This is a genomic window from Paralcaligenes ginsengisoli, assembly GCF_054781135.1.
The window spans coordinates 36,547-48,651 of record NZ_BAAGUZ010000025.1; the positions used below are offsets into that span (position 1 = coordinate 36,547).

Genomic DNA, 12,105 nt, shown 5'->3' on the forward strand with positions numbered 1-12,105 from the left:
CTTTCTTTTTCTCGTTCCTCCATGTCGAACCTCAAAGCCATTGAATTTGAACGGCCGCATATGTCATCGGGCTGCAGCACCAGTGCCCAGGCATGGGCGCGCATCGCCGCCCCTCCCTCCCCAGACCAGAAACACGGACTGAAGGAACGTATCAGGCGCCTGCTTGCGCAGCAACAGGCCGTGCTGGTGGCGCACTATTATGTCGATGCCGACATTCAAGACCTGGCGGAAGAAACCGGCGGCTGTGTGTCCGATTCGCTGGAAATGGCCCGTTTCGGGCGCGACCACGAGGCCCGCACACTGGTCGTGGCGGGAGTACGCTTCATGGGCGAAACAGCCAAAATCCTGAGCCCCCACAAGCGCGTGATCATGCCCGACCTGGAAGCGACGTGCTCACTCGACCTGGGGTGCGATGCCACCGAATTCACCGAGTTTTGCGACGCCCATCCCGATCGTACCGTGGTGGTTTACGCCAACACCAGCGCCGCCGTGAAGGCGCGCGCAGACTGGATGGTCACCTCATCCATCGGATTGGACATCGTGGCGCACCTGCATGCGCAGGGCAAAAAAATACTCTGGGCGCCCGACAAACATCTAGGCGGCTACATCCAGAAAGAAACCGGCGCCGACATGCTGCTGTGGCAAGGCTCGTGCCTGGTGCACGACGAGTTCAAGGGACTGGAGCTGGAACTGTTGCGACAGGAACATCCCGCCGCCAAGGTGCTGGTGCATCCCGAATCGCCCGCGGCCGTGGTCGCGCAGGCCGATGTAGTGGGCTCGACCTCGCAACTCATCGCCGCGGCACAAAGGCTGGACGCAAGCACATTCATTGTGGCGACCGATATGGGCCTGTTGCATAAAATGCAAGGTGCGGCGCCGGGCAAATACTTTATCGCCGCACCCACCGCGGGCAACAGCGCAACGTGCAAGAGCTGCGCGCACTGCCCCTGGATGGCGATGAACTCGCTGCAGAATCTGGCCGATGCGCTGGAATCCGGCGGCAACGAAATAACCCTGGACGCGGACATCGGCAGCCGCGCGGTCGTGTGTATCGATCGTATGCTGGATTTTGCCGCCCAGCGCAAAGCCAATGTTCGCCCCAGCGGCGATCTCGCCAAAGAACACGCCCTTTTTTCTGGAATAGGCCCCGCATGAATCAGCAAGCCTCGACCCTGCGCAATCCCTTGGCGCCTCTCGATGCCGCGCTCCAGGCCGCCTTCATGGCCAACATCGACGCCGCGCTCGCGGAAGACGTGGGTAGCGGCGACACCACCGGGCTTCTGGTACCCGCTGACGACTTTAAAACCGCCGAACTGAAAGTGCGCGAAGACGCCGTGCTCTGCGGTGCGCCATGGTTTGAGGCCGTCATGCAGCGCTGCGATCCACGCACGCGCATCGAGTGGCAGTACGCGGAAGGCGATGTCATGCGTGCAAATAGCCTGGTGTGCCGTATTCACGCGCCGGCCCGTGGCTTGCTGACGGCGGAGCGCAGCGCGCTCAATTTTCTGCAATTGCTGTCCGCCGTGGCAACCGCGACGCGCGACTACGTCCGCGTCATCGACGGCACCCGGGCGAAAATCCTGGATACGCGCAAAACCCTGCCTGGGCTAAGGTTGGCCCAGAAATACGCGGTCCGCGTGGGCGGGGGCAGCAATCAGCGGCTGGCTTTGTACGATGGCGTGCTGATCAAGGAAAATCATATCGCGGCGGCAGGCGGAGTGGCCGCGGCAATGAAGCGCGCGCTGGCTCTGCCGCAGGCGGTGCCGATCCAGATAGAAGTAGAAAACCTGAGCCAACTTCAGCAAGCCTTGGAGGCGGGAGCCACATCGGTCTTGCTGGATAATTTCGATCTCGACTCGATGCGCGCGGCAGTGGCGATTACCGCCGGCCGTGCTTTGCTGGAAGCATCAGGGGGAATCAACAAAGAAACCGTGCGCAATATTGCCGAGACCGGAGTGGATCGCATTTCAATCGGCAGCCTGACGAAAGACATCCGGGCCGTCGATTTTTCAATGCGCATCGTCGCAACCGCGTAAGGCGCTATCTGACGCCGGGCGTCAGCACGGTCGGCAGCGCTTTGGGCAATGAGTAAGGATAATCCTGGCTGAAGTGCAGGCCGCGGCTTTCTTTACGCAACAAGGCGCTTTCCACAACCAGTGCCGCCACCTGAACCAGATTGCGGCACTCCAGCATATTGCCATCCACCCGATAAACGCGGTAGTACGCCTCGATCTCGTCCCGCAGCAAACCGATGCGATGCCGGGCGCGCGCCAATCTTTTGTCGGTGCGCACGATCCCCGCGTAGTCCCACATCAATCGCCGCAGCTCGTCCCAGGCATGTGAAACCACTACGGCTTGATCGGGGTCGGTAACCTGGCTATCGTCCCAATCGGGTATCGATTCCCGCAAACCCGGTTCCACCCGAACCTCCTGGCACTCAATATGCCGGGCGGCGTTGCGCCCTATCACCAGGCATTCCAGCAAGGAGTTGCTCGCCAGCCGGTTGGCGCCATGCAAACCAGTGCAGGCGGTCTCTCCCACGGCATACAGGCCCGGAATATCCGTGCGGCCCTCGAGATCGGTCACCACCCCGCCACACGTGAAATGCATGGCGGGCACAACAGGAATAGGCTGGCGCGCAATGTCGATGCCGTAGCTCAGGCAGCGGGCTTGAATAGTGGGAAAGTGTTCCTCGATAAATGCCGGCGAACAATGACTGATATCCAGATCCACATGCGTGAGGCCGCGCTTTTTTATCTCGAAATCGATCGCGCGCGCCACCACATCGCGCGGCGCCAGCTCCATCCTCTCGTCATGATGCTGCATGAACCTCAGGCCGGGATCCGCCGATGCATCGAGCGGGATCTTCAATATCCCGCCCTCGCCGCGCAACGCTTCGGAAATCAGGAACGATTTGGCGGCCGGATGATAAAGACAGGTTGGATGAAACTGCATGAACTCCATATTGCTCACCCGACACCCGGCCCGCCAGGCCATGGCCATGCCGTCGCCCGTGGCCGTGTCCGGGTTGCTGGTGTGCAGATAGACTTTGCCGGCACCGCCTGTAGCCAGCACCGTGTGGCTCGCAAGAATGGTTTTCACGCCGCCGCTGATTTCGTCAAAGACATACAAGCCCAGGCATTGCGCGGGTTCCGCCAGACTGTCGCCAGCGGTGCCGTCTTCGGCTGCCGGATCGATTTTTCCGCGAAAAATTCTGCTGGTGATCAACTCCACAGCGGAATGATTTTCCAGCAGAGTAATATTCTTGTGCGCCCGTATCTTTTGTTCCAGCGTAGTTTGCACCACGTGGCCGGTGGCATCCGCGGCATGAATGATGCGACGCTGGCTATGTCCGCCTTCGCGCGTCAGGTGAAAGCCCAATTCGGCGCTGGCATCGGGGGTGAAGGGCACGCCCTGTTCAATCAGCCAGTCTATCGCCGGCTTGCCGTTCTCGACAATATGGCGCGTCGCCGCCTCGTCGCATAGCCCCGCACCCGCCGTCAGCGTATCGGCAATATGCTGGGCGTGACTATCGTGAGAATCCAGCACCGCGGCGATGCCTCCCTGCGCCCAGTTGCTGGCGCCATCGAGCAAGGCCTTCTTGGAAATAATGACTACTTGTTTATCCCGGGCCAGGTGCAAAGCCACCGTCAGGCCGGACAAACCACTACCCACAATGGCTACATCGAATTTGATCATCGTCGCGAGATATCTCAGCATTTTTGGTGGCAATAGCATAGCAGGACATTCGCATCGGGTCCTCCCGCCATGGCCATCGGCGCCTCGGGCAATGGAGGCCAAAAAACTTGCCGCTACAGATCGGATCCAGGAGATATAAAATACAGGCTAGGCTCGGAAGCCTTAAAGGAGACCTGCTATGCAGGCAGTCGCGCACGTCCTGAAAGCCAAGCCACTTTGACCGGCACGACCCATGACAGAATTTCGTTTCGTCACTACATGGCGCATCGAGGCGCCTTTATCGCAGGTGTCCGACGCCATTTTTTGCTGCTCGCAATGGCCGCAATGGTGGCATAGCGTAGAAAAGGTGGTTGAAACCGAGCGAGGCGACGGCAATGGTGTTGGCAGCCTGCGGCGCTTTACCTGGAAAGGCCGGCTGCCTTATCGGCTGACCTTCGATATCCGTGTCATTCGAGCCGTGCCGCTGGAGGTTCTGGAAGGTCTTGCCAGCGGCGAACTGGAGGGTATCGGCTGCTGGCATTTATCCCACGAGGCCCCTCTTACCACCCTGCGCTATGTGTGGCATGTGCATACTACCAGCCCCTGGATGAATTTCCTGGCGCCGATCGCAAAGCCGCTGTTCAAATGGAATCATGATCAGGTTATGCGGCAAGGCGCACAAGGACTGGCCCGGCTTCTAAATGCCAGGCTGATCGACGCGGCGCATCACTAATCGAATGCGCCGATGCAGTGCCGGCAACCCACGCCGCCACGGCCTGTTTGCGGCAAGGTGCATTGCTTTTCATGCGCAGCGTAAATCGTGTATGCTACATCTTGTGGACACTGTCCACAAGATGTTTTTCAAAACTCCGACTCATCGACTCGACAAGTTGCAGCAGGCGCCCACACACGTCTGCGGCACCAAGGAGAAACAGCATGGAATACGTCGACGGATTTGTTCTTCCTCTCCCCAAAAAAAATGTAGAGGCCTACAGGAAAATGGCCAACACATGCGGCGCAATCTGGCGCGAACACGGCGCCTTGCAATACCGCGAATGCATAGCCGAGGACGTGAAGCCCGGCAAACTCACCTCCTTCCCGCAAAGCGTCAATCTTGAGGATGGCGAAACCGTCATCTTCGCCTGGATCGTATATAAGTCGCGTGCCCATCGCGACGAAGTCAACGACAAGGTCATGAAGGATCCACGCATGGCACCCATGATGAACGCCGCTTCCATGCCATTTGACGGCAAGCGCCTGATATACGGCGGCTTCGATGTACTGATCGACCTCTGACAAGAAACAATAAGGCTATTATTAACGGCAGCCACGGCGATGCACCGCCAGCGCCGGGTTTGCCGCCACTTTGCAAACATCACCTACTCCCCATGACCAAACCTCAGCCGCGCCATCGTTCCGAGTTCAGCCACTCCACGTCCATTACAACCCGCTGGATGGATAACGACGTCTATGGGCATGTGAACAACGTCACCTATTATTCTTATTTCGATACGGTTGTGAACCGCTACCTGATCGATGCGGGCGTACTCGACATCGAAAAAAGCGAGGTTATCGGGCTGGTGGTCGAAACAGGTTGCCACTATTTTTCCTCCCTAGCCTTTCCCGATACCATTGAAGCGGCCGTTCGCGTGGCGCATCTGGGCAATTCGAGCGTCCGGTATGAAATCGGCATTTTCAGGCAGGGCGACCCGCTTTCGGCGGCGCATGGCCACTTCGTGCATGTCTACGTCGACAAGCAGTCGCGTCGGCCTGTGCCTTTACCGCCGGCGCTTCGCAAAGCTCTTGAAGCCTTGATTGCTCCCCCGGGACCCTAGCGCAACGGGGCAGGCGTCGCCGGCTTTGCCATTGTCTGCGTTCATTGTTAATCTTGACACGTTTCAGTCTTGGTTCATCAAAGCGGAGTCTCAATGAAATACGTCGACTACTACCAAGTCCTGGGTATTGAACGCAATGCCACGCAGGCCGACATAAAAAAGGCCTACCGCAAGCTGGCTCATCAATACCATCCCGACGTATCCAAAAATGCAGACGCCGAAGAAAAATTCAAGAACGTGGCCGAGGCGTATGCCACACTGAAAGATCCGGAAAAGCGCGCCGCGTACGATAATCTCGGGCCTCACTCCCAGGGCGAGGAGTTCGTACCGCCGCACCAATGGCAAGAGCATTTCCACGAAACCCCAGCCGACTTCAACGACGTCGACCTCGCCGACCTGCTGGCCGCTTTCGCCGCGGCGCAGCGCGCCGGCGGGCGCGAACACACACAACGCCCCCTGCATGGGCAGGATTTCGAATACGCCGTGCCGGTCACTCTGGAACAGATCTACAGCGGCGCGGAAACGGAAATCAGCATCGCGCTGCCCGAGTACGATGCACAAGGGCTGCTGCACCGCATCCCGAAGACATTCAGGGTACGCATACCCAAAGGCGCAACCGACGGCCAGCGCCTGCGTCTTCCTGAAAAAGGAGGAACCGGCCTGCACGGCGGCAAGCCGGGCGACTTATATCTCGTCATCAAGATCCAGCCCCACAAGCTGTACCGGGTCAGCGGCAACGACCTATACATCGACCTGCCCCTGGCCCCCTGGGAAGCCGCGCTGGGAGCCAGCGTCCAGATACCGACGCTGGGCGGCACGGTAGAAATGAAGATTCCCGCGGCTACCGTTGCCGATCGCCAGCTCCGCCTGGCCAAGCGGGGCCTGCCGGCTGCCTCGGGCGCTCAAGGCGATTTATACGCCGTGGTACATATCGACGTGCCCAAGACGCTGACCGAAACCGAACGCGATCTGTTCACCAGGCTTGCCGCGGAATCGAAATTCAACCCGCGCGCGCAACTCTATACAGGAGCCTAGCCATGACTATTCACATCACTGAAAGCATATGGCTGAATACGTCGGATATCTGCTCGCTCGAACATGTAGTCGAGGTGTCGGGCCTGACTCAGGACGTCTTGCTCGACCTGGTGGAAACCGGAATCATCGAGCCCTCGAATGACGACCCGCGCAATTACTTCTTCCATACCAATTGCATAGCTGTAGCCCGCATGGCGCGCCGCTTGCGCGACGATTTCGAACTGGATGCGCATGGCCTGGCGCTGGCATTGAACCTGCTGCGCCGCATCGACGCGCTCGAAGTGGAGCTGGCAAGCCACAGGGCAAAGCCTGGCCACAGAAAGAACCCCTCTTAGCCGCCAAGTCCTTGGCTAGCGCATTTTTGATTCGAGTGGTTACGACACTCGATTGTTTACGAGGTTCGATGGATAGGTATTTAAAGACGCCGTCTATCGGGGCTTGGGGTCAGGACCGGCACGGCGTGCTTGATCCGGATCTACCTCGTCCAGGCGGGCGTCGGGCGAACTCGCCCAGCCTCGCGAGGCTGGGCTCAGACAGCGCCCGCCGAAGGCCCCCGCCTTCCCTACGGTAGCATCCGGCGCACGCCTTACGCCGGTCCTGACCCCAAGCCCCGATAGACGGCTCGCGTTAGGGCTTGCCTGGAATTCACTTGCTTGCATCTACCGTTATGGGCCTGCACCTATAGAACCGTTAACGTGCCCGCACTCATGCCTCCATCACGTGGCCACATCTACCTCGATTGACGACTGGATGTACTAAAAGCGCCCACCGCCTCAACGTAGCCCGTGATTGGCTCAACGCGGCTTCCCCAATGTATACCTCTATGCATTACCTCAACGCAAGCCGCAGGGTGGGCGGTGCTGTGCAGGCCGGCGGTAGTCCAGCGCCGGGTGCTGACGAAGGGAAGGCGGGGGCCTTCGGCGGGCGCTGTCTGAGCCCAGCCTCGCGAGGCTGGGCGAGTTCGCCCGACGCCCGCCTGGACGAGGCAGACCCGGGTAGTCGGCTAGCGCAGCTAGCCGACCGCTGGACGTGCCGGACTGCACAGCACCGCCCACCCTGCGGCGTCTTTATAGAATTAACCCCCCAAGCCAACACGGCAAACACAGCCCAAACTCACAACCCCAAAAAACAACGGCTCAAAAACAAAGTGACTGAAACACGTTCAGCGCCATAAACACTCGAACCAAAAACGCCCTAGTGAGCCCTCTTCTCATGGGAGGGAAGCACCTTTTTCGTTTTGCGCGCCGAAGGCACCTTGGGCTTATCACTGACGGCAGCCAGCATGGCATTGCATCCATTGGAATCGCTCGAGCCTGGATTCAGCAAAGGCAAGAGCGCCGCAAACGGCGTGGCCACCACGCCCAGAACGATGGCCGCCCCGGCCCTGGCCAGCAAAGGCCCCTTGTAGAGACCCACATCGGGGTTCTTGAAAGTACCCTTGACGTACAACGGAGTTCGCAAGGTAAAGATACGAAAGGATTTGTTTTCGGGCTTGATATCCAACGCAAACCGCTCGTCCGCCAGACTGATCTGCCCGGTAACGTCCACGATGGCATCTTTCGTATCAAGCTTGAACGTACGCGCCGTCATAAGGCCGTTCTTGATGCCGAAATCGGCGGCCATGCAGTTCAACTCCACCTGATTGTCTCCAAAAAGTTTGACGATGACGATGTTTGCCACATTCAAACCCGCCGTTTCCAGCAAGAGATGGCTAATCGTGCCTTTACTGACCAGCGCCTGGACCGTGCCATTCGAATGGCCCAGCAAGGCGGCAATGGAATTGCCCCGAGCCGAAACCGAGGCATCACCATGAAGTTCGCCAAAGCTCGCATTCATCGTCTGTGCTGCGGGAAACATCTTCTTCAGCTTGAGATGGCGCGCCGATATCGTCATCTTCGCGTTCAAGGGCACGGCCTTGCCATCGATCCGTATATTGGAAGCAAGAGTCCCACCCGCGACGCCAAAGGACAAGGGATCCAAAGTCAGCACGCTATCGTTCAACTTGATATGGGCACGAATATCGTCCAGCGGCAAATCTTTATTGCGCAGGATTTTCCGACCGGTAAAAGTCACGTCGGCATCCATAGTGCCCCAGCTTTCGGTGTGAATAGGTTCGACTGGCAAGACCTTGCCTGCCGGCGGCTGCACCGCGCCGCCGCTCTGGGCTTTATGATCGCTGGAATCCACGCCAATCAGAGGGCCGAGATCCTTGAAGCGAAGCAGCTTCGACTCCAGCGTGCCGCTAAGCAGCGACCGGGGCTTGCGGGCAATGTAATCGAGAGTCCCGTGCAGATCGCTGGATCCCACTGTACCTTTGAAGTTCTGATAAGACCACCTGTTCTCGGCGCGATCGAGCACACCGACAAGATGGCCTTCAGTGCTGTACGCGGGAGTATTGGGCAAGGCGACGCCGAGTATCGGGTATAAGTCGGCCATGGTGGAACCCTTGAGCTTCAGGTGCACATCGAGCGCCGCCAATGCTTCGGGCCGGGTTACGGAACCGCGAACTGCAATGGTGGTTGCACCGATCCTGATGTTTCCCTCAAACGGAAATGGCTTGCTTCCCTGCCGCAGCGACAAGACCCCGGCCGACTGCCCGGCTCCGGCAATCACGGCGCGCCTGAATCTGCCCTTGGCCTTCCAGCCCAAGTCGTAACCATCCGGCGTCGTACTGTCCAGAGTGTCGAGCTCGGTCTTGAGATCCAGTTGACTGACCGCATCCTCGACATGCACGCCGACCTGCTGCAAAGCCACCTGCTGAAGATCGAACGTCCAGTCCGATGGCGGCGCGGTATCTTCCTTCTTCAGGCTCCAATTGTTTTGTCCATCGCGGCCTCGTGCCAACAGCACCTGGACCGACCCGAGCTCCAAAGTCGAAATCTGAATGACGTGATCGAACAGGGCCAGGGGATTGATCTGCGCGGCGAAATGACCTGCCTCGACCATATTGCTTTCCTGCGGACTCCAGGGCGGATTGCCAATGACGACCTGCTCGGCCCCGATGCGTGGCCACGGTACCCATGCACGCCAGCCCGTTTCTGTTTTCGGCCATTGCCACTGTATAGATAGATCGCCATTGATCGACACCGGACGATCCACCAGCTCGCTGAGTTGCTGACTGACCCACGGCCGCGCGTGGTTCCAATTGACGGTCAGCAACAGCACAACACTGAAAACCAGAAGGATCAGCAGACTGCCGAATCCCCATAAAACAAGCTTTGCATATCTGGGCATTTTCACTCCGGGTATTCCTCTCGGGACGCATCGGACGGCGCAAGCCTGTTTTCATTCTACGCGCCGCATGCGAGCTTCCAGGAATATCGGCGCAACAATATGTAAACGGATCGGATAAGCCGACGGACTCCCCCGCCACTTTCATTGCCAGGCTTTTCTGGGTATTCTGGCAAGCCGATACCCACCCCGCAAGGATCCAGCATGACCGATCTCTCCGTCTTTGCCATCACCCGGAAATGGCCCGCGCAGCACCCCGACCGTATCCAGCTCTACTCTTTGCCCACGCCCAACGGCGTCAAAGTGTCGATCATGCTTGAAGAAACCGGCCTGCCTTACGAGCCTCATCTCGTCAAATTCGACACCCAGGATCAAATGTCGCCGGAATTTTTATCGCTGAGCCCGAACAACAAAATCCCGGCCATCCTGGATCCCAATGGCCCGGACGGCAAGCCTCTTCCTCTGTTCGAATCCGGCGCGATCCTGATCTACCTTGCCGACAAGGCCAAACAATTCATACCGAGGGATTGCGCCGGCCGCTACGAGACGATTCAATGGCTGATGTTTCAAATGGGTGGAATCGGTCCGATGTTCGGCCAGCTTGGGTTTTTCAATAAATTTGCCGGCAAGGATTACGAAGACAAGCGCCCGCGAGACCGCTACGTTGCGGAATCGAAGCGCCTGCTCGGCGTCCTGAATCGGCGCCTGGCCGATCGGACCTGGATCGCTGGCGAAAGCTATACCATTGCCGACATGGCTACATTCCCATGGGTGCGCAACCTGATCGGCTTCTACGAGGCAGGCGACCTGGTGGGAATCGCGGATTTCCCAAATGTCACACGAGCCCTGGATGCGTTCCTCGCCCGCCCCGCCGTGGCGAAAGGCCTGGATATTCCCAGGCGGACCTGAAGATTTTATATCTTATCGTACAACAGAATATTTCTTATATTCAGCCGCACGCAATCGACGACGAATCGAGTGCCTCCCATATAAACATCTAGGACTTCTCCTTAAATTACTTAGAGACTATTGACAAGCCAAAGTAAAAACCTTGACAATTACAAGTTGTCAGACAACTTATAAGCAGCTTGAAAAGGCCTTTTAGAACTGGCAGGCTGCAGACAACCCCATGCGCAACACAGGATCCGGACCCGAAATGCACAAAACAACTCCCAAAGTTCATCAAAAGCTGTTGCTGACCGGCGCGGCGGGCGGCTTGGGTAAAGCACTGCGCGAACGCCTTAAAGACAATTGTTCGGTATTGCGCCTGTCGGATGTCCAGCCGTTCGGCGACGCGCTTGCGGGCGAGGAAATCGTACTGGCCGACTTGGCCGACGCCGCGGCGGTAAACCGTATGGTCGAGGGAGTGGACGCCATCATCCACCTGGGCGGCGTGTCCGTGGAAGGACCTTTCGGCCCTATCCTGCAGGCCAACATCCTCGGCATATACAACCTGTATGAAGCAGCTCGCCGGAACGGCGTCAAGCGTGTGGTGTTTGCCAGTTCCAATCACGTGACAGGCTTCTATCGCCAGAGCGAAACCATCAACGCCGACCATCCCGCACGGCCCGACGGCATGTATGGCTTGAGCAAAGCGTTCGGAGAAGACCTCTCACGCTTCTACTTCGACCGTTATGGAATCGAAACCGCGTGCGTGCGCATCGGCTCTTCATTTCCCGAACCCAAAGACCGCCGCATGCTGGCCACCTGGCTCAGCTTCGATGACCTGCACCGGTTGATTACCGCATGCCTGACCACGCCGGTGCTGGGCCACACCATTGTTTTCGGGATGTCCCGCAACGCCGTCACATGGTGGGACAACTCCCGTGCGCACCACGTGGGCTACGTGCCGCAAGATAGCTCCGATGTATTTCGGGACGCCGTCTATGCCCGCACGCCCGCGCCAGACCTGAGCGACCCTGCCGTGCAATTCCAGGGCGGCGGCTTTGTCAAGGCCGGCCCTTTCGAATAAGTTCGAACATCGAAGCGGCTGTTGCCAAGCTGCTAGAGCTTTTTCGGTTTAAGTGTATACGGAACTGGACGCGTTTCAGTGGCTTTCGTTTTGATCTGTTCAGGTTTTGGTTATTACATTGGACGGGTAGTTCTATTAAGACGCCGCAGGGTGGGCGGTGCTGTGTAGTCCGGCACGTCCAGCGGTCGGCTAGCTGCGCTATCCGACTGCCCGGGTCTGCCTCGTCCAGGCGGGCGTCGGGCCAACTCGCGCCGCCCCGCGATGCGGGTCGTCACTCAGACAGGGCCCGCCGAAAGCCCCCGCCTTCCCTTCGTCAGCACCCGGCGCTGGACTACCGCCGGACTGCACAGCACC

The 12,105-nt window shown here is 58.6% G+C and carries 11 protein-coding genes; 9 read left to right on the top strand and 2 right to left on the bottom strand.

Annotated elements, in window-relative coordinates:
* The first annotated feature begins 21 nt into the window (after positions 1–21).
* Both nadA and nadC read left to right on the top strand, forming a co-directional pair.
* Positions 22–1,155 carry a quinolinate synthase NadA gene (nadA, locus tag ACYVIS_RS12450; RefSeq protein ID WP_460874097.1) on the top strand — a complete coding sequence of 378 codons (1,134 nt, stop codon included), beginning with the start codon at positions 22–24 and terminating at the stop codon, positions 1,153–1,155.
* A complete protein-coding gene (gene nadC, locus ACYVIS_RS12455; protein WP_460874098.1) occupies positions 1,152–2,036 on the top strand; it encodes a carboxylating nicotinate-nucleotide diphosphorylase in 885 nt (294 codons plus the stop codon). Before nadA ends, nadC begins: the two co-directional genes overlap by 4 nt.
* A 4-nt stretch (positions 2,037–2,040) precedes the next feature.
* Here the strand turns inward: nadC and nadB are convergent, their stop codons facing one another.
* Positions 2,041–3,696, bottom strand: a complete 1,656-nt coding sequence (gene nadB, locus ACYVIS_RS12460) for an L-aspartate oxidase (RefSeq protein WP_232744778.1) — start codon at positions 3,694–3,696, stop codon at positions 2,041–2,043.
* A 235-nt stretch (positions 3,697–3,931) separates the two neighbouring features.
* Between nadB and ACYVIS_RS12465 the strand changes: the two genes are divergently transcribed.
* The 5 genes from ACYVIS_RS12465 (at position 3,932) to ACYVIS_RS12485 (ending at position 6,883) form a co-directional block, all read left to right on the top strand.
* Complete coding sequence (locus tag ACYVIS_RS12465) at positions 3,932–4,411, top strand: SRPBCC family protein (RefSeq protein ID WP_232742655.1); 480 nt, start codon at positions 3,932–3,934, stop codon at positions 4,409–4,411.
* Between the two features lie 203 nt (positions 4,412–4,614).
* Positions 4,615–4,974: a DUF1428 domain-containing protein gene (locus ACYVIS_RS12470; RefSeq protein WP_232742654.1), complete on the top strand. Its 360-nt coding sequence runs from the start codon at positions 4,615–4,617 to the stop codon at positions 4,972–4,974.
* A 92-nt stretch (positions 4,975–5,066) separates the two neighbouring features.
* Positions 5,067–5,513, top strand: coding sequence for an acyl-CoA thioesterase (locus ACYVIS_RS12475; protein WP_460874099.1), 447 nt, complete (start codon positions 5,067–5,069; stop codon positions 5,511–5,513).
* Between the two features lie 93 nt (positions 5,514–5,606).
* Entirely contained in the window at positions 5,607–6,548 is a 942-nt protein-coding gene (locus ACYVIS_RS12480; RefSeq protein WP_460874100.1) for a DnaJ C-terminal domain-containing protein, read from the top strand.
* 2 nt (positions 6,549–6,550) lie between these two features.
* Positions 6,551–6,883, top strand: coding sequence for a chaperone modulator CbpM (locus tag ACYVIS_RS12485; RefSeq protein ID WP_232742651.1), 333 nt, complete (start codon positions 6,551–6,553; stop codon positions 6,881–6,883).
* An 859-nt stretch (positions 6,884–7,742) separates the two neighbouring features.
* On the opposite strand, the gene ACYVIS_RS12490 is transcribed toward ACYVIS_RS12485, so the two are convergent.
* Entirely contained in the window at positions 7,743–9,782 is a 2,040-nt protein-coding gene (locus tag ACYVIS_RS12490; protein WP_460874101.1) for an AsmA family protein, read from the bottom strand.
* Positions 9,783–9,983: 201 nt separating this feature from the next.
* Here ACYVIS_RS12490 and ACYVIS_RS12495 point away from each other — a divergent pair, with 201 nt between their 5' ends.
* Both ACYVIS_RS12495 and ACYVIS_RS12500 read left to right on the top strand, forming a co-directional pair.
* Positions 9,984–10,688: a glutathione S-transferase N-terminal domain-containing protein gene (locus tag ACYVIS_RS12495; RefSeq protein WP_232742649.1), complete on the top strand. Its 705-nt coding sequence runs from the start codon at positions 9,984–9,986 to the stop codon at positions 10,686–10,688.
* A gap of 220 nt (positions 10,689–10,908) precedes the next feature.
* Positions 10,909–11,751 carry an NAD-dependent epimerase/dehydratase family protein gene (locus tag ACYVIS_RS12500; RefSeq protein WP_460874102.1) on the top strand — a complete coding sequence of 281 codons (843 nt, stop codon included), beginning with the start codon at positions 10,909–10,911 and terminating at the stop codon, positions 11,749–11,751.
* The last annotated feature ends 354 nt before the right edge of the window (positions 11,752–12,105 follow it).

Coding starts and splice junctions, on each gene's coding strand:
- ACYVIS_RS12465 (WP_232742655.1), top strand. CDS start 3,932: ATGACAGAATTTCGTTTCGTCACTACATGGCGCATCGAGGCGCCTTTA.
- ACYVIS_RS12485 (WP_232742651.1), top strand. CDS start 6,551: ATGACTATTCACATCACTGAAAGCATATGGCTGAATACGTCGGATATC.
- nadA (WP_460874097.1), top strand. CDS start 22: ATGTCGAACCTCAAAGCCATTGAATTTGAACGGCCGCATATGTCATCG.
- ACYVIS_RS12495 (WP_232742649.1), top strand. CDS start 9,984: ATGACCGATCTCTCCGTCTTTGCCATCACCCGGAAATGGCCCGCGCAG.
- ACYVIS_RS12475 (WP_460874099.1), top strand. CDS start 5,067: ATGACCAAACCTCAGCCGCGCCATCGTTCCGAGTTCAGCCACTCCACG.
- ACYVIS_RS12480 (WP_460874100.1), top strand. CDS start 5,607: ATGAAATACGTCGACTACTACCAAGTCCTGGGTATTGAACGCAATGCC.
- ACYVIS_RS12500 (WP_460874102.1), top strand. CDS start 10,909: ATGCGCAACACAGGATCCGGACCCGAAATGCACAAAACAACTCCCAAA.
- nadC (WP_460874098.1), top strand. CDS start 1,152: ATGAATCAGCAAGCCTCGACCCTGCGCAATCCCTTGGCGCCTCTCGAT.
- ACYVIS_RS12490 (WP_460874101.1), bottom strand. CDS start 9,782: ATGCCCAGATATGCAAAGCTTGTTTTATGGGGATTCGGCAGTCTGCTG.
- ACYVIS_RS12470 (WP_232742654.1), top strand. CDS start 4,615: ATGGAATACGTCGACGGATTTGTTCTTCCTCTCCCCAAAAAAAATGTA.